The organism is Acinetobacter larvae (assembly GCF_001704115.1).
Lineage (GTDB): Bacteria > Pseudomonadota > Gammaproteobacteria > Pseudomonadales > Moraxellaceae > Acinetobacter > Acinetobacter larvae.
On the sequence record NZ_CP016895.1, the window covers coordinates 2,916,097 to 2,933,131 of the forward strand.

At 44.8% G+C, this 17,035-nt stretch carries 16 protein-coding genes; 9 read left to right on the plus strand and 7 right to left on the minus strand.

The features are described 5' to 3' along the window. Positions 1 to 66: 66 nt before the first annotated feature. Complete coding sequence (gene cysM, locus BFG52_RS13000) at positions 67 to 1,005, minus strand: cysteine synthase CysM (RefSeq protein WP_067557022.1); 939 nt, start codon at positions 1,003 to 1,005, stop codon at positions 67 to 69. Positions 1,006 to 1,165: 160 nt separating this feature from the next. Between cysM and BFG52_RS13005 the strand changes: the two genes are divergently transcribed. Together BFG52_RS13005 and BFG52_RS13010 are read left to right on the plus strand one after the other, a co-directional pair. After that, positions 1,166 to 3,970 (plus strand): GacS-like sensor histidine kinase, encoded by a 2,805-nt coding sequence (locus BFG52_RS13005; protein ID WP_067557025.1) that lies wholly within the window; start codon positions 1,166 to 1,168, stop codon positions 3,968 to 3,970. Positions 3,971 to 4,087: 117 nt separating this feature from the next. Next, complete coding sequence (locus tag BFG52_RS13010; protein WP_067557028.1) at positions 4,088 to 4,897, plus strand: crotonase/enoyl-CoA hydratase family protein; 810 nt, start codon at positions 4,088 to 4,090, stop codon at positions 4,895 to 4,897. On the opposite strand, the gene BFG52_RS17110 is transcribed toward BFG52_RS13010, so the two are convergent. Further along, a complete protein-coding gene (locus BFG52_RS17110; protein WP_157758114.1) occupies positions 4,894 to 5,034 on the minus strand; it encodes a hypothetical protein in 141 nt (46 codons plus the stop codon). The genes BFG52_RS13010 and BFG52_RS17110 overlap by 4 nt on opposite strands. A gap of 51 nt (positions 5,035 to 5,085) precedes the next feature. Here BFG52_RS17110 and BFG52_RS13015 point away from each other — a divergent pair, with 51 nt between their 5' ends. The 3 genes from BFG52_RS13015 (at position 5,086) to rsfS (ending at position 7,463) form a co-directional block, all read left to right on the plus strand. Beyond that, complete coding sequence (locus BFG52_RS13015; protein ID WP_067557031.1) at positions 5,086 to 5,970, plus strand: NAD(P)-dependent oxidoreductase; 885 nt, start codon at positions 5,086 to 5,088, stop codon at positions 5,968 to 5,970. A gap of 104 nt (positions 5,971 to 6,074) precedes the next feature. Continuing rightward, entirely contained in the window at positions 6,075 to 6,887 is an 813-nt protein-coding gene (locus tag BFG52_RS13020; protein WP_067557034.1) for a hydroxypyruvate isomerase family protein, read from the plus strand. A gap of 174 nt (positions 6,888 to 7,061) precedes the next feature. Then, entirely contained in the window at positions 7,062 to 7,463 is a 402-nt protein-coding gene (gene rsfS / locus BFG52_RS13025) for a ribosome silencing factor (protein ID WP_067557037.1), read from the plus strand. A 65-nt stretch (positions 7,464 to 7,528) separates the two neighbouring features. Here the strand turns inward: rsfS and BFG52_RS13030 are convergent, their stop codons facing one another. The 4 genes from BFG52_RS13030 to BFG52_RS13045 form a co-directional block, all read right to left on the minus strand. Beyond that, positions 7,529 to 8,602, minus strand: a complete 1,074-nt coding sequence (locus tag BFG52_RS13030; RefSeq protein ID WP_218921011.1) for an ammonium transporter — start codon at positions 8,600 to 8,602, stop codon at positions 7,529 to 7,531. A gap of 463 nt (positions 8,603 to 9,065) precedes the next feature. Beyond that, positions 9,066 to 10,520 (minus strand): NAD(P)(+) transhydrogenase (Re/Si-specific) subunit beta, encoded by a 1,455-nt coding sequence (locus BFG52_RS13035; protein WP_067557043.1) that lies wholly within the window; start codon positions 10,518 to 10,520, stop codon positions 9,066 to 9,068. 12 nt (positions 10,521 to 10,532) lie between these two features. Continuing rightward, positions 10,533 to 10,847 (minus strand): proton-translocating transhydrogenase family protein, encoded by a 315-nt coding sequence (locus BFG52_RS13040; RefSeq protein ID WP_067557046.1) that lies wholly within the window; start codon positions 10,845 to 10,847, stop codon positions 10,533 to 10,535. An 11-nt stretch (positions 10,848 to 10,858) separates the two neighbouring features. Next, the gene (locus tag BFG52_RS13045; protein ID WP_067557049.1) at positions 10,859 to 11,986 is read right to left on the minus strand and encodes a Re/Si-specific NAD(P)(+) transhydrogenase subunit alpha; all 1,128 of its coding nucleotides are present in this window, start codon (positions 11,984 to 11,986) and stop codon (positions 10,859 to 10,861) included. 980 nt (positions 11,987 to 12,966) lie between these two features. Between BFG52_RS13045 and BFG52_RS13050 the strand changes: the two genes are divergently transcribed. Together BFG52_RS13050 and BFG52_RS13055 are read left to right on the plus strand one after the other, a co-directional pair. Continuing rightward, positions 12,967 to 13,908: a DMT family transporter gene (locus tag BFG52_RS13050; protein WP_067557052.1), complete on the plus strand. Its 942-nt coding sequence runs from the start codon at positions 12,967 to 12,969 to the stop codon at positions 13,906 to 13,908. Positions 13,909 to 13,926: 18 nt separating this feature from the next. After that, positions 13,927 to 14,829 (plus strand): S66 peptidase family protein, encoded by a 903-nt coding sequence (locus tag BFG52_RS13055; RefSeq protein WP_067557055.1) that lies wholly within the window; start codon positions 13,927 to 13,929, stop codon positions 14,827 to 14,829. On the opposite strand, the gene soxR is transcribed toward BFG52_RS13055, so the two are convergent. Next, entirely contained in the window at positions 14,800 to 15,303 is a 504-nt protein-coding gene (gene soxR / locus BFG52_RS13060; RefSeq protein WP_067557058.1) for a redox-sensitive transcriptional activator SoxR, read from the minus strand. The two genes, BFG52_RS13055 and soxR, sit on opposite strands and share 30 nt — an antisense overlap. Before the next feature lie 66 nt (positions 15,304 to 15,369). On the opposite strand from soxR, the gene BFG52_RS13065 reads away from it, so the two are divergent. After that, a complete protein-coding gene (locus tag BFG52_RS13065) occupies positions 15,370 to 15,801 on the plus strand; it encodes a RidA family protein (RefSeq protein ID WP_067557062.1) in 432 nt (143 codons plus the stop codon). 42 nt (positions 15,802 to 15,843) lie between these two features. After that, entirely contained in the window at positions 15,844 to 17,034 is a 1,191-nt protein-coding gene (locus BFG52_RS13070; RefSeq protein ID WP_067557065.1) for an MFS transporter, read from the plus strand. The last annotated feature ends 1 nt before the right edge of the window (position 17,035 follow it).

Genomic DNA, 17,035 nt, shown 5'->3' on the forward strand with positions numbered 1-17,035 from the left:
CTCTGAGACCGTATGGTATTGAAAGGATCTAGATGGTCAAAATAATCTGCCCAAATGCTCGCAAAATTAAGAACCTTCGACGGGGTCTTGTACTGAAAATAACCCAGTAGACAAATAACGATCACCACGGTCACAAATAATACAAACAATGACCGCATCTGGCTGTTGTTGTGCAATTTGCAAAGATGCCCACACCGCACCACCAGATGATGTTCCTGCGCAAATGCCTTCTTGCTGTGCCAAACGGCGCATGGTTCTTTCTGCTTCGATCTGTGGGATATCAATAATCTGATCGACACGACGACGCTCAAAGATAGTCGGTAAATATGCTTCAGGCCAACGGCGAATTCCGGCAATACTGGCGCCATCTTCAGGTTGTAAGCCCACAATCTGAATGTCAGGATTTTGTTCTTTCAGGTATTTCGATACCCCCATAATCGTGCCCGTTGTTCCCATCGAACTCACAAAATGGGTAATTTTCCCAGCTGTTTGCTGCCAGATTTCGGGACCAGTGCTGAGGTAATGTGCCTCGACATTATCTGGATTGCCAAATTGATTAAGCACCACACCCTGACCTTGCTGTTGCATTTTTAGTGCAAGATCACGCGCACCTTCCATACCTTCAGCCTTAGTGACCTCAATGAGGGTTGCCCCATACGCACGCATGGCATCTTTGCGTTCCTGGCTCATATTGTCAGGCATAATTAAAGTCATTTTATAGCCACGCATCGCCGCAACCATGGCCAAAGCAATACCGGTATTGCCACTGGTAGCTTCAATGAGCGTATCACCAGGACGAATCTCTCCACGACGTTCTGCTTGCATAATCATATTGTAAGCTGGGCGATCCTTGACAGAACCAGCAGGATTGTTTCCTTCCAACTTTGCCAATACCGTCGCTTGGGTATGCTGCGCCATACGCTGCAAACGCACCAATGGCGTATGCCCGACATAATGATCAAGTAAAAAAGAATCTGCTAGAAAATCGTGTTGTTTCAAACTCATGGTCTACACCTATAACGAGGTGGGCCTATTGTATGAAAAAATGCTGTTGACCGCACCCATTTCAAAGTTATTTTAAGCAATATATTGATTGTAGGTTAATGCACAGGCGTTTTGACTAAAGCATGTTAATATGCCAGCAAGGATAAAACCGGCGCTAGACATGTCAAATTTCAATAACAAAATCTTTAAAAGATTAAAGCTTAACCATGCCTATGGACAACTGATCGCTTTAATCTTTGTACCCATTACCATCTTGGCATGTGTTGGGGCTGCCTTAGTTTTGTATGAAACTTCACATTCAGAAAAAGCACAACAACGCTTTGCTGCAATTGCAATTTTGAGCCGTTATCAACATACCACCGAACAACTGGTTCATATTATAAAACACTATCCCGATCAAAAAAGTTGGGCACAGCATGTCTTGCAAAATATCCTCAATGAAAAATATTTACTCAGCGCAGCGATCTTAGATGATCAACAAAATAATATCGTCAGTGTAGGTTATAACGCGCAGCGCGCTTGGCCTAAATTCCCTAAAAACAATGCATTCTTTGGTCCGATACAACACCAAGGCAATCAAGTCTATGGCATGCGCCTTGGGAGCGACCAGTTGCTCAGCAGTCAATGGCTGGTGGTAGAAATGGATAGCCAGCCATTACAGATTTCCAAGTATCGGGTGTTGATTGTTTTACTGACCACAGGCTTACTGACGCTACTCTTGCTGCTACTTTGCCTTAATTTTTATTCTCGGCGCTGGATTGCACCAATGTACGAGATTCGCATGCAATTGCAACGTCTCAATGCCGATAACCTCAACCAACATATGGTGGTGAACAGTACCGGTGAGCTGCGCCTATTGCAGCGCGATATTGCCAATGTGGTTAAGCGTCTACATGTCAGCTTTCTGGAACTGAAAGAACATACCGAACAAACAGAAGATGACTTGCGTCGCACCCTCGACACGCTCGAAGTACAAAATATCACCTATAAACAAGCACGCGATCAAGCCATCTCGGCCAACCAGTCGAAATCTGCTTTCTTGGCCAATATCAGCCACGAACTCCGTACCCCACTCAATAGTATCGATGGTTTTATTCATCTGATGTTGCGTCAAGACAACCTGAGTCATGATCAAAGCCTCTATCTACAAACCATTCGCAAATCTTCAGCGCATTTATTGGCATTAATTAACGATGTACTGGATTTCTCCAAAATTGATGCCGGCAAACTCGAACTGGAAACCGCGCCATTTGATCTCGAAGAAAGCGTTTTTGATGTGATGGATATGCTGTCCCCTCTGGCAGCGCAAAAACAAATCCATATGGCTTTTTATTATGCCCAAAATGTCCCACAGCATATTATTGGCGATGTACTACGGGTCAAACAAATCCTCACCAACCTAATCTCCAATGCGATTAAATTTACCCCAGATGGTGAAATCATTGTCCGCGTGCGGCTAGAACAACGCGATAGCAAGCAATGTCAGCTACATTTTAGTGTTCAGGACAGTGGCATTGGCTTGAGTGGGACTGATCGTAAACGTTTATTTGAGTCCTTCTCACAGGGCGATGCTTCAGTGACACGTCAATATGGCGGAACCGGTTTGGGCTTAGCCATTTCCAAGCAATTGGTCAGCTTAATGCATGGACAAATCGGCTTTGAAGACAACCAAGAACGTGCCCCGACCGAGAAAGGCTCAACCTTCTGGTTTACGGCACGTTTTGAAATCAATCAAGAATACCTTACACCACAACCGCACTTTGAAGACTTACAGGTATTGTCTTATATTGCGCATCCGGCAACAGCCAATGTACTGCGCCATTACTTAGAAAATTATCAGGTTCAACATACTGAAGCCCAATCCTTACTAGATTTATTTAGTCGCTTACAACCGTTGGCAGCTGCAGGCAATCATACCTGGGTAATCGTCGACTATAGCGGTGATACAGGCGCATTATTAAAAGAAATCCGTGGGCGTTATCAGGGCAATGTCGCGGTCTATGGCTATCAAATGTCGATCAACCCCAATATGTTGCAACAATATAAAGCACAGCCGCTATTCCAACCGCTAAGTCGACACGCTTTAATCCAGTTACTCGAAAACAAACCCGTTTTAGAACCAGAACAGCATGATGACTTTAAGGATCTTAACCTACAAGTGTTGGCGGTCGATGACCATTTACCCAACCTGATCGTCCTTGAAGCGCTGCTCGGCGAATTAAACGTCAAAACCACCAAAGCCCTGAGTGGTCAGGAAGCGCTACAACATATTGAACAAGGTTTAGAACGCGGGCAAAAACCATTTGACTTGATCTTTATGGATATTCAAATGCCCGTGATGTCGGGGATCGACACCACCCGCGCCATTCGCTCCTTAGAATCCACCCGTGAAGGCATCCGCATGCCGATTATTGCCTTGACAGCACATGCTCTTGCGGATGAAAAACAAAAATTACTAAAAGTCGGCATGGATGACTATGTCACCAAACCCATTCAAATGCCGCAAATTATCCAAATTTTAACCCATTGGAGCAGCGAGAAATTCATTCAACAACCTGCCCTAAATGAAAAAAACAGCTTTCATGCCGACCACGATCAACAGATTTTAGATTGGTCACTCAGCTTAGAGTTAGCTGCCAATAAAGAAGACCTCGCCTTGGATCTGCTACATATGTTGGTCGAGAGTTTCGGCACAGAGCTCAGTGAAATGCAACAGCTGATTGAATTGGAAGACTTCCCACAGCTTGAGCATGTTCTGCATCGGTTATATGGTGCCACGCGTTATGTGGGTACGCCCAAACTCCAGAAAATCTGCGGTGAATTTGAGGGCTTTGTTGCTCAACTGCGGAAGCAACAACGCAAAGCCGATGCGCAGTTTATACACGATGTAATGCAACGTTTTAAAAGCTTAGAGCACAGCATGCAACAGCTAAGAGATGCCGCTGATAAAAAGCTAAACCCTTAACATTAGGTATTTTTTAGCAGCACTCAGCGGTCACATTTTAGGTGACCGCTGTGTCAATTGTAATTTTTGTAGCTATGCTATGCTTGCTCAAGTTTTACTATCAGGATGAGCTCAAACATGGCAACAAACGCATCAGAACAACTGGTCACGCTGGAAAAACAAGGTGGTTTGGCAATCGTTACCCTTAATCGTGCAGAAAAACGCAATGCGCTCAGCTTTGCCATGTTGCAACAATTGATTGCGACTGCACGAAAAATTCAAAAAGATCGTAGCATTCGCTGTGTGATCCTTACTGGCAGTCATCAAGTCTTTAGTGCTGGCATTGATTTATCAGATCTCAATGACCCTAAAAATCGCCTTTATGCTGCTTGGGAATTGCTACGCCCTGGTCAAAATCTTTTTCAAAAAGCATGTTTAATTTGGCAACAACTCCCCGTGCCCGTGATTGCCGCAATTGATGGCTATTGTTTTGGTGCAGGCATGCAATTGGCTTTGGGAACAGATATTCGTATTGTACATCCCAACACGCAACTGTCGATTATGGAAAGTCGCTGGGGCTTGGTACCAGATATGGGATTGAGCCGCTCTTTAAAAGCCCTAATTGGTCAAGACCTCGCCAAAGAACTCACCTTTACCGCACGCGTTTTTGATGGTGCTTATGCACAAAACATTGGGCTAATGACCCATAGCGATGAACAACCACTCGAACGCGCCAAACAGTTGGCGGAAGAAATCATGACCCGTTCACCTGATGCGGTACTGGCTGCAAAACGCGTCTTGGATGCCATGATCCATAAATCAGCCACATGTGCCTTGGCTTTGGAAAAAATCTGGCAATTTAAATTATTAGCAGGTAAAAACAGTCAATTGGCGCGTAAAATTGATAAAGATCCAAGCATACAATTTAGACCACGCCAATATCGCTAATGCCCAGCAGTCGTGCAGCTCAACACAGCACAACTGACTTTAAACACCTGTAAGCTTGGAACGGCAATAATCTTGGAAAAACAGTGGTCTTTGAACAACTGTAGGCTTGGAACAGCAGCACCAGATGGCCACGACACTCATCTGACCCTGGCGTGATTCGACATCACCGTGTACAGAAGGATTGACACATGACTGTAGCAAATACAACACCCGCAATTGCTTTTTTAGGTATCGGCCTCATGGGCAGCCGCATGGCCAAACGCCTATTACAAGCGGATTATCCTGTTGCCGTGTGGAATCGTACAGCGACTGCCTGTCAAGAACTCCTCGCGCTGGGTGCCGAAGCCTTAGTGCTGGAACAAATTGGCAATTACCCCATCATCATGACGTGTTTGGCCGATGACGCCGCGGTTAAAAATGTATTTGATCAAGTCAAGCCCTATTTAAAATCACAAGTTTGGATCGACTTTTCTAGCCTTTCTGTTGCCATGACCCAACAACTGGCAGCACAAGCAGCAATGCAACACGTACAGTGGATTGACTCACCGGTCTCTGGTGGTGTCATGGGCGCTGAACAAGGGACATTGGTGGTTTTTGCTGGCGGTGATGCAGCATTAATAGCCTCATTACACGATGTATATGCAGTATTGGCACAACGGGTCAGCTGTATGGGGGCTGTGGGCACTGGGCAAGCCACTAAAATTTGCAACCAACTCATCGTTGCAGCCAATAGTGCACTGATTGCCGAGGCGGTTCATTTGGCACAACATGCTGGGGTAGATACCAGCTTATTTGCCGCTGCGCTGGCGGGTGGTTTTGCTGACTCCAAACCCTTGCAGATCCTTGCGCCACGTATGGCAAGCCATCAGTTTGAGCCTGTACAATGGAAAGTACAAACCCTCACCAAAGATCTCGGAAACGCCGTACAACTGGCTAAACAGCAAGGTTGCACTTTAACTGTGGCGCAAAGTGCTTGGCAACAATTGCAACAACATCAAGCACAAGGTTTTGCACAAGCAGATTTGTCTAGTCTAATTGTGCAAATTGAAAAAGACTCGAATCAATCATCCTAAGCATCTCTATCATCAGTACATCTCTCATCAGTACATCTAATAGAGATCCAGAAAATAAGCGATCTATCGCAATAGCTTTATTGGCATAAGGGCGAGCTACACGCATGAAATTAGCAGTCAATCTTTCCACTATTTTTAGCGAAGTCCCTTTGCTGCAACGTTTTGCATTGGCACGGGCACAAGGCTTCGAGAACGTTGAGATTCAGTTTCCGTATACACTGTCGATAACCGAAATTCAGCAACAACTACAACAACATCAACTACAACTCTGCCTCATCAATGTGCCCGCTGCTGACCTCATGCAAGGTGGTGCTGGACTCGCCTGCGTCGCCGGTCGTGAAGCAGCGTTTCAGCACGCCGTTACACAGGCGATCGACTATGCAACCCAGCTACAGGTTCCTCAAGTCAACATTCTGGCAGGACGTGTTGGGTCAGAACAAAGTGTCGAACACGGTTTAACCACCTTAATTGATAACCTCAAATGGGCTTGTCCACGTTTCAGTGCAGCAGGAATTACCCCGCTCATCGAAGTCATCAATGGTCATAGCATGCCCAATTTCTTACTGCAAACCATGGCGCAAGCTCAGCAGGTCTTGCTTCAGGTTCAGCATCCAGCCTTAAAAATTCAATACGACTGTTTTCATATCGCCATGATGGGTGAAGATATCTTGCAATGCTTCCAGCAATACCATGCCGATATTGCCCATATTCAATTTGCCGACTACCCCAACCGCCACGAACCCAATACTGGTACATTAGACTTTGCCGCATTTTTTCAATTGTTGGATCAATATCACTATACTGGCTTTGTCGCCGCCGAATATTTACCAGCGCAGCATTCGCAACAGTCCTTTGCTTGGCAACAACAGTTTTTTCCACCCCCATCAACACGCGCAGGCATAGATACACCGTCATGATCAACCCCAGCCCATCACTGATCATGGCTTGTGCTACATAGGTGCAATACACAAATTTAAGACATTGAATTTTATGGTCTTAATTTATTTATCCCCCTAAAAAGGCAAGATTTGAATTTTAGCAATAAACCCGTTATATTATAGGGTGCATATTTTTAGGAAAATATTACTTCTATGAATTTAGAACCATCGCCCAGCGCTTCTAATTCTCACGATCTTTCCACAACACAAAAGCAAGATGTCGCAGCGTGTTTAGACGTTGTGCGTGAAGCCTTACTTGATGTAAAAGCCAAAGATATTATTGAAATGGATGTCAGCAGCATCAGCAATGTCTCCGATGCGATTATCATTGCCAGCGGCACATCAACCCGCCATGTTAAAGCCCTAGCCGACAATGTTGCTGATGAAGCACGTAAAGCTGGCTTTCGTCCTTTAGGCATTGAAGGTGAACGTGATGCCGAATGGATTTTAATCGATCTCGGCTTGGTTGTCGTGCATGTGATGCTCCCTACAGCACGTAAATTTTACGATCTCGAAAGCTTATGGCGCAATCCACACAATGAATCTGTAGCTTAAAGCCAAAAAGCGACCATCTTGGTCGCTTTTTTTCAGCTATTCTCAATGAATACCGCTCACTCGCTTTAACGCATACGCATCACATGATTTTTAATCGCTCTTTTCGCCAAAACAAAATACCGCAATAAGCGAAACAGCACATAGGCAACGCCAAAACTCCAAGCAAAAATGGTTAACACCCCAAATAACTGAGTCATCAAGCGTGCTTGATTCGCCCCGGCAATTAAATTTTCATCCACACCACAGAGCGCCAAAGTCCCCCAAACCCCACACATGCCATGAACCACCACAATATCGCCAATACTTCTGACTGCAATATAGCGATTTACCAGAGGGGTTAATAAATGGATAATCAAGGCAGCCCCTCCGCCAATCATCATGGCAACTGTACCGCTTACCAACGCACAACTGGCTGAAATTGCAATCAGTGCTCCCAATGCGGCTTTCATGAGCTCTTCGATATCAAAACGTTTTTGATATAACAGTGCCAGAAACATATAGGCCAGCACCGTACTAATCATGGCAATAAAAGTATGTTTGACTACTTTTTGAATACTGATGTACTCGCCCGTAATCATACTGATATTTAAACTGGACCAGGCCAGCCACAAAATAAAAGTCGCAATGCCCAGCGACAATAAATGGGAGTCATTTAAAATAGATGGCTGTCCATTGACTTCTTGTAATTGACGACGTCCCAACACCCAATACGCGGCTAAAATAATCCATGCTGCGGTAGAGTGCACCACACTGGCACCTGCGAAGTCAATGAAGCCTAAATAGCCACGGAGTAACAAAACCTCACCCCAGACCCAACGCTCCATAAAGGCAAAAATCACCCCAGAAATGACCAATCCAATCCAAAAATGATGAATCGAAGCCAAATCTCTGGGCAGCACACGGCTTACCAACATGCTAATGTTTAGCGCCATAAAGCTATGAAAAACCACAATATTCCAATACCAAGTAGGAATATTTGCCAAACTGATCTGTGCGCTACTCATGGGGCTATAAAACAATAAATAGCTCATAAAGAGCACATTACCCAGTATTGCGGTAAATAAGTTTATGCAAAAAATAGTAAAAATTTTTCGATCAGGCTGAGTACGCCCTTCGATCACGGCGAAACCAATTTGCATAAATAAAATGCACAGCCCACCCAATGCCATTAATTTAAAATCTGAGGAGCTGTTAAGGGATTGTATATCATCAATAATTGTTTGCATTTTGGCCTGACAAGCATAAGTTATCGGCACACTGAATATGGCTAGATCATTTTGGCTCAGTTCAGTGCTGCACTATTTCATTTAAAGTAAGCAGGTCTAATCTGTTATTCGGTTTACTTAGCTTTTGCTAAATAATTTGACCAACAAAAATAACACATTTTAACAATTTATGCTTCACAATTTGCAAAAATTAATTTTTATTCTAAATAATCATATACTTTTAAAACTTACAAAGATACGAAAATATAAAGCCAGTCAGTGCCATGCCTGACTGGCTTGTTGGTTTTTTCATATTAAAGCTGTAAAGCTGGATTATGCTAAGGATATCATGCGATATCGCTCGCCTAAGCACAAACACCTATTAGCGATGACAAGCCTAGTGACCAGAACCACTAATTGACTTGGTCATTTCCTCAACCACTTTCTTAGCATCACCAAAGATCATCATGGTTTTTTCATTGTAGAACAGATCATTATCTAAGCCAGCATAACCTGTTGCCATTGAACGTTTGATCACCATAATCGTTCTCGCTTTATGTGCTTCCAAAATTGGCATGCCATAAATAGGTGAGCTTGGATCATCTTTGGCTGCTGGGTTCACCACGTCATTGGCACCAATCACCAAGACCACATCTGTAGCAGCAAAGTCAGAGTTAATCTCGTCCATTTCCAAGATATCTTCATAAGGCACATCTGCTTCAGCCAATAGCACGTTCATATGCCCTGGCATACGTCCAGCCACAGGGTGAATGGCAAAACGTACCGTTACACCTTGAGATTTGAGCAATTCAGACAATTCTTTGACTGCATTTTGGGCACGACCTTGTGCCATACCATAGCCGGGTACAATCACCACGCTATCGGCATTGGACATCAAGAAACCAGCATCATCGGCAGAACCTGAACGGTGATTACGCTGCACTTGATTGCCACCACCTGCGGCCACCACCGCTGTCGCGCCCATGGTGCCACCAAATAATACGTTTAAGATATTACGGTTCATTGCCTTACACATAATATAAGACAAGATTGCACCAGACGACCCCACCAATGAGCCAGCAACAATCAACATGTTGTTCTCAAGGGTAAAACCGATACCGGCTGCCGCCCAACCCGAGAAAGAGTTGAGCAAGGACACCACAACAGGCATATCCCCACCACCAACAGGTGCAATCCAAATCCAGCCAAAGATCAAGGCCAAGACCGTCATTGCCCAGAATGCTGGCATATTTCCAAAGCCGAAGAAGTAAATACCACAAGCCAACATCGCAATAAAGACTATGGCTTGCAAGGGTTTTACCCAAGCACCAGCAATGGTTTTAGCCCATTTTTTTGCCGCCAGCTTGCCATAGGCAAAAACAGAAGCCGTGAAGGTAATTGCCCCCACAAAGCAACCAACAAAGAGTTCAAACAAATGAACTTTGCTCATATGAGATGCTTGTACACCCGCCTCAGCAAGCCCTTGCGCATTGTAGGCAAATAGCGTGCTCAACTGGTTGTTATGCAAAATGGCAGCAATGGCAATCAAGACTGCTGCCAAACCCACCAAAGAGTGCATCAAAGCGACTGTTTCTGGCATTTGTGTCATAGGCACAGTTCGTGCGCGAGCAATACCGACCACAGCGCCCAATGCCATTGCTCCGACAATCATCCAGATCACAGGATTTTCTGCCACAAAGAAGGTCGTCAGTACCGCAATAGCCATGGCAATCATGCCGTAACGGTTACCAGCAATTGCAGTTTTTGGACCAGACAAACCACGCAAAGTTAAAATAAATAGGATGGCACCTACCAAGTACAACCAATCTGCGTACTCTCGAATCAATTCCATTGTCTGATCCCCTTATTTCTTTGCTTTCGGTTTGAACATTTCCAGCATGCGTGCTGTCACTGCAAAGCCGCCAAAAATATTGATACTGGCAAGGAATACGGCGATCGCACCCAACACACTCACCACGTTAATACTTTGAAAATCAACTTGTGCTTCCATCCCCAATACCGGCATACCGACGGTTTGAATCATGGCACCCACGATAATAATGGACGATAAAGCATTGGTTACTGCCATTAAGGGGGTATGTAAGGCAGGCGTTACCCCCCAAACCACGTAATACCCAACAAAGATGGCGAGTACAAAAATCGTAATTGTTTCAACCATGATCTATCTCCTTAACCGCGCTTTAACAGCACTTGACCGTTATGGGTGAGCAAGAGGGCTTTCTGAATCTCATCCTCAAGGTTGATATTGAACTGCTGTGCTTCAGCACTGAGCGTATCTAAGAAATTAAAAACGTTACGCGCATAAAGTGCCGATGCTTCTGTTGCAACAGTCGATGGAATATTGGGTACACCCAAAATGGTCACACCATTTTCAGTCACCACGTTTTCACCACAGCGTGATCCTGCAACGTTACCGCCACTTTCAACGGCCATATCCAAAATAATAGAACCCGCTTTCATCTTGGCCACAGTATCAGCCTGAATTAAACGCGGCGCATCACGCCCAGGCAATAAAGCTGTGGTAATCACGATGTCTGCATTGGCAACGGCTTTATCGACAATCACAGCTTGATCCTGAATATACTGTGGTCCCGGTGTCCAGCCATAACCATTTTTCGCCGCCTCAGCTGCACGCTGTTGCTCTTCTTCAGACATCGGCACATCTAGCCATTTTCCACCAAGAGACTCAACCTGCTCTTTGGCTGTCGGACGTAAGTCTGTGGCTTCAACCACCGCTCCCAAGCGTTTTGCCGTTGCAATGGCTTGTAAACCAGCAACCCCAACGCCCATCACCACCACACGGGCCGGCTTTACCGTACCCGCAGCGGTCATCAGCATTGGAAACATCCGTTGATAGGCCGCTGCAGCAAGTAATACCGCTTTATAACCTGCCAAGTTGGCTTGAGAGGATAAAACGTCCATATTCTGCGCACGAGATAAGGTCCGCGGCAATAACTCCAATGCAAATGCAGAAATCCCTTGTGCCGCAAATTTATCCAAATCCGGATTACGGTATGGATCAAATAAAGCAACCACAATACTCCCCGTAGCAATATTTTGAATTTCGTCAGCTTGTGGCGCACGAACCTTCAAAATCACTTGGCTTCCCTGATAAGCATTGTCCACAATGGTGGCACCCGCTTGCTGATAAGCGGTATCAATATACGCAGCTCTGATACCAGCACCACGTTCAATCACCACATGATGACCAGCATTGACTAATTTCTTGACTGTTTCGGGTGTCGCGGCAACTCGATGTTCACCGACAACCGTTTCTGTTGGAATTCCGATCTGCATGAGCGTTCCTCAAGCTAACTATCCTTAAAGACAACATTGCCACAGCGGCAATATTTCCCACATTGGGTTGTACTGATTTTTTGGATTCTAATTGAACTAATTAAAATTACTACCCAATATTTATTTAATAAATGACCTTATTTTATTTTAACCATTCATAAAAAGTTGCTTTTTATTTATAATGTGAAAGATTTTCCTTGTCTATTTACCCAGCACAATCAAGCGCATTTTTAGCAGCTCACGCTCGGAATACACCGCCTCAATAGAGCGCTGTTCTTCTCATAAAAAATCAATCAATACAACAATCTATTTATCTTTCACCCGAGCATTTTCAAGCCAATACACCGCATACAATACCGAGCAAAGCCAAGACCTAGCGTTCTTATAGCCAGACCCTAGGCAGAATCAGATTCTCATCATGATGCCTAAGTCGCCATCACGCCAGCCTCTCAGCTGTGTGCCTGTGTAGGCAACCGGCTACACACAAATGGAGCAAGCTTCTTTGTCACGACAATAGCCTCCTTGGTTGTGCTGATCTATTGCGACATCTATGGCAATCTGTGGCAGAGACCCGACAGTCATTTTTAAAAAAGTTTTGCTAAAATACCTAAATACCATTTTGCAGCATGATAATTAGCCCGATACCATGGCAATTCCGTGCAAAAATGCACCATTTTAAAGCAAAACCATCTATGCACCGTAGCACAGCGGATACGCTTCAAATGCCCAATACTATGGCAAAATTAAAATTGACAGCAGAATTGCAGCACTTATACTCGATAACAGATTGATCATACTGTGTATTGGTGTTCTGTGTAGATCTTCTGAATTGACCTTCTATATGAACTATATGGACTATATGAATCTTCTAGTCTAGACACGCGATATAGCACAAGCTCTGTGTCAGCTTTTTATATCACTTTATATTGATATCGCTTTATATCACTCATCCTATACCCGACCGCACCTACGACTATTTTATGCCTGCCTCTCAACCCGCTCCCCCCTTGTTGTCCTCTGCACAACTTGGCGTTATTTTTGGTTTGATTGCTGCTTTTCTATTTAGCAGCAAAGCCATATTGATTAAACAGGCTTATGCTGTGTCTCCTACGGTTGATGCCAATATCTTAATGTTCTTGCGTATGAGTTCGGCACTGCCATTCTTTTTATGCATCGCTTGGTTCAATCGCCAGCATAGTCGACAGATTGCAAAAATGGATTGGTTTCTACTGCTGATTGCCGGCTTAGTCGGCTATTATATTGCCAGTTATTTAGACTTTATCGGACTCATGTACATCAGCGCATCGCTGGAACGGATTATTTTATTTTTATATCCAACCTTAACCGTTATTGCAATTAGCCTGTTTTATCGGCAGCCCTTGCGCCCCATCATGATCTTGGCACTGCTACTCAGCTATGGTGGTACGGTCATCGTACTGCAACAAGAACAACAACTGCTAAAGCAAAACAATTTTTGGTTAGGTGCTAGCCTAGTCTTTGCCAGTGCCGTGATGTTTGCTTGCTATCTATTGCTCACACCGCGCTTAATTCAACGCTTTGGCAGCTGGAATTTTACGGGATTGGCACTCAGCATTGCCTGTCTTGGTACCATGCTGCACTTTTGGCTGGCAACACCACAGCCACTACAGCACTTACAAAGCTTACCGGCAGAAATCTGGTGCTATGGTTTGCTGCTTGGTTTTTTTGTGACGGTATTACCCACCTTGTTGTTAGCACAAAGCATTAAACGTCTGGGGGCATCTCACTCAGCCATCATTGCCTCACTCGGTCCTGTACTGACCATTATACTGGCGGTGTTATTACTGGGTGAACAAATGAATAGCATTCAATATCTAGGCTGTTTGCTCAATATTATTGGTGTTATGCTGATTACGCTTTCAAAAAATAGACTCGCACACTAAGCCCGAATTGGATCTGATATGCATTTTTATATTACAGCGCCCAGTAGTTGTGTCGAACCAGAAGATATTTTACTGGCACAACAACAGCTCGAACAACGTGGCCATCAGGTCAGCTTATCCAAACACATTTTTGCACAACATCGCTATTTGGCGGGTCGTATTGAGCAACGCCTACAAGACTTATATACAGGATGGCAGGATGCCACGGTTGATGCCATCTGGTGTGGTCGAGGCGGTACAGGTGCAGCGCAGCTATTACCTGCTTTATCACAGTCTCATCTGGACTGGTCTACACTCCCGCCTTTAATCGGTTATTCAGACAATACTGCTTTACTTCATTTTTTGGCGCAACGTGGCGCAGCGGCTTTGCATGGTCCGGTATTTCAAGAAATTGCCAGTAAAAATTTGCCAGAGCAAGCCCTGCTCTCGCAAGATGCTGAGCGGGTGCTTGACTGTATTGCAGATGCACAAAAAATCCAGATCTTTCAGCTAGAAGCCTTTAACCATATGGCACATTTGCATGCTTTACAAGACACCGCTGTGCAAGTGCTCGGTGGCAATCTCACGGTATTATGTACCCTACAAGGCACAGCCCATGCCTTAACCTTGACACGACCGAGTGTATTACTGTTGGAAGATGTTGGTGAGGCTTACTACAGTCTAGAACGTAGCCTAACGCAACTGTTGCAGAGTATCGATACACAACATCTTAAGGCGGTGGTCATGGGCGATTTTTATAACTGCCCACAAAAAAATGTTCCCCATGCATTGCCACAAATTTTTGCAGAGCACCTCAATGCCTTGGGCGTTGCATTATATCTATGCCGTGACTTTGGGCATGGTGCACACAACCAAGCTTTTTGGTTGGGCAAAACAGCACGATTTGCCCCCTCAAAACTCTTGATCGGCGGCACTGACTAAGAACTTTTCTTTGAGTAAGCTCAATAACTCCTGCTGAAAATGCGCACCGGGCGAGTGCTGCCCCATGTTATCGCCAGGATTGCGCAGCGGGCAGTGCGCTAAAGACAAACAACCACAGCCAATGCATTGATCCAGCTGTAGTCGAATTTGCAGTAAGCCCAAAATTTGCTGATCGAGGTCTTGTTGCCATTGTGCCGACATTTTTTGCCAGTCCGCTTTAGAGGCAATGCGGTTTTTGGGCAAAATAGCAAAAGCCTTTTTAATCTGTTGCAGACTCATTCCCACCTGCTGCGCTGCTTTGACAATGGCGACGCGGCGCAACATGGCACGCTGATATCGACGTTGATTACCCGTGGTCCGGACACTCCAAATCAGCTGTTTTTCTTCATAAAAACGTATTGCAGATACTGCGACACCACTACGCACCGCCAACTCACCAATCGTCAACCACTGTGCAGCACTTTTTTCTGTCATGACACTTGACCTCAAGTTAAGTTGAGCTTTGATACTAGCACAATCCCTTATTTGAGTAATATACGCATGTCCGACCTCTCTCATATCCATCGCTTAAAAAGCTTCCAATTGCATAATCCAAACAGCTTACATAACCCTAAAAGTTTAGCCTATAGTCATGTCGCCGAAGTTCGGCACTTTTTACGCATCTTACATATTTCTGGGCAAAGCGGCGAAAACGCCCAAGGCATCTTGGCACAAAATTTTGCCTTACAAGCCGAACAAGCATTTCAAAATATCCTATTCGCCTTAGAAGATTGCGATGCTACACTACATGACATTGCTGTACTGCGTATTTTTGTGGTTGATCACAATTCACAAAAGCACCAACAGCTCATCACCATCATGCAACAGTTATGGCAACACCATGACTTTCCTGCATGCACCTTAATTCCTGTTCCAGCGCTTGCCTTACCCGGTATGCAAATTGAAGTTGAAGCCACGGCTTACAGCTTATAGGTATTTCGGCTGCGTGATGATATTGCGTCAATTGGAGAGAAAATGAGCCCATCTTTAGATATTAGCAACAACAAACCTTTATTATGGCTAATGGCAATGGCTTGTGGCTTATGTGCAGGTATTAACTACTATTGCCAACCACTGATTCGCTCAATACAACAATATTTTGCAGTCACTGAATCTCAAGCCGCATTAACCGTCACCTTTGCTCAGGTTTCCTATGCCTTTGGCTTACTGTTTATTGTACCGCTGGGGGACATGGTCAATAAAACCAAGTTTATTCCGCTCTTGATGTACTTGGCAGCACTGGGGTTGTTGATCAGTGCTTGTGCCGTCAATCTTCCCATGCTCTGGCTGGGTACCATTATGGGTGGCTTATTTGCAGTGGCGGCACAAGTGCTGATTCCGCTTGCGGTATTTGCCTCCCACCCCAATAAAACCGGTGAAGTGATCGGCTTTCTCATGAGCGGATTATTGGTTGGGATCTTATTGTCTACCAGTTTGGCGGGGCTATTGTCTTATCTCGCCAATTGGCAATTGATTTACTGGGTCAGTGCGATCAGCATGCTGCTATTAGCCACTGCTCTCAAACGTCGTTTGCCCTTTGTCCCCAGCAGCAAAATGCCGTACTTTGCCATTTTTCGTTCTATGGCAGAATTATTAGCCAGTGAAAAACGCTTATTGTTACGCGGTCTAATCGGTGGGCTGAGTTTTGGCGCCATGAGTATTTTATTTTCAACCATTGCCGTATTACTCACCGCCCCACCCTTTGCGCTCAATGATGTGCTGGTCGGTGTGGTAGCGTTGGTTGGGGTATTTGGTGCATTGTCGACCGCAAAATTCGGCAAAATCGCCGACAAAGGTCATACCAAAGCCTTGGCTTGGATTGGGCTATTGATTTTGGCTAGCAGTTGGTTGTTTTTATACCTTGGTGGGCAGTACTTGATCAGCTATATCATTGGCTATGGCCTCATCAACCTAGGACTTGCCATGGTCCATACCAGTAATCAAAATATTATTTTTAAATTACGTCCCGATGCCAAATCTCGAATAAATGCCATTTATATGACCATTTATTTTATTGGTGGAGCTTGTGGCTCAGCCCTTGGCGTCTATGCATGGCACCATGGCGGCTGGTCGATGGTGTGTATGACTGGCTTGTTGTTAATTGTGCTGGCCAGCCTGATCAATCTATTTGATCAACGACTCGCAACAGCGGCAAATGCGTTATAGC

Excerpts from the sequence above, each read along its gene's own strand:
- cysM (WP_067557022.1), bottom strand. The coding sequence starts at position 1,005 with ATGAGTTTGAAACAACACGATTTTCTAGCAGATTCTTTTTTACTTGAT.
- BFG52_RS13005 (WP_067557025.1), top strand. The coding sequence starts at position 1,166 with ATGTCAAATTTCAATAACAAAATCTTTAAAAGATTAAAGCTTAACCAT.
- BFG52_RS13010 (WP_067557028.1), top strand. The coding sequence starts at position 4,088 with ATGGCAACAAACGCATCAGAACAACTGGTCACGCTGGAAAAACAAGGT.
- BFG52_RS13015 (WP_067557031.1), top strand. The coding sequence starts at position 5,086 with ATGACTGTAGCAAATACAACACCCGCAATTGCTTTTTTAGGTATCGGC.
- BFG52_RS13020 (WP_067557034.1), top strand. The coding sequence starts at position 6,075 with ATGAAATTAGCAGTCAATCTTTCCACTATTTTTAGCGAAGTCCCTTTG.
- rsfS (WP_067557037.1), top strand. The coding sequence starts at position 7,062 with ATGAATTTAGAACCATCGCCCAGCGCTTCTAATTCTCACGATCTTTCC.
- BFG52_RS13030 (WP_218921011.1), bottom strand. The coding sequence starts at position 8,602 with ATGCAAATTGGTTTCGCCGTGATCGAAGGGCGTACTCAGCCTGATCGA.
- BFG52_RS13035 (WP_067557043.1), bottom strand. The coding sequence starts at position 10,520 with ATGGAATTGATTCGAGAGTACGCAGATTGGTTGTACTTGGTAGGTGCC.
- BFG52_RS13040 (WP_067557046.1), bottom strand. The coding sequence starts at position 10,847 with ATGGTTGAAACAATTACGATTTTTGTACTCGCCATCTTTGTTGGGTAT.
- BFG52_RS13045 (WP_067557049.1), bottom strand. The coding sequence starts at position 11,986 with ATGCAGATCGGAATTCCAACAGAAACGGTTGTCGGTGAACATCGAGTT.
- BFG52_RS13050 (WP_067557052.1), top strand. The coding sequence starts at position 12,967 with ATGCCTGCCTCTCAACCCGCTCCCCCCTTGTTGTCCTCTGCACAACTT.
- BFG52_RS13055 (WP_067557055.1), top strand. The coding sequence starts at position 13,927 with ATGCATTTTTATATTACAGCGCCCAGTAGTTGTGTCGAACCAGAAGAT.
- soxR (WP_067557058.1), bottom strand. The coding sequence starts at position 15,303 with ATGACAGAAAAAAGTGCTGCACAGTGGTTGACGATTGGTGAGTTGGCG.
- BFG52_RS13065 (WP_067557062.1), top strand. The coding sequence starts at position 15,370 with ATGTCCGACCTCTCTCATATCCATCGCTTAAAAAGCTTCCAATTGCAT.
- BFG52_RS13070 (WP_067557065.1), top strand. The coding sequence starts at position 15,844 with ATGAGCCCATCTTTAGATATTAGCAACAACAAACCTTTATTATGGCTA.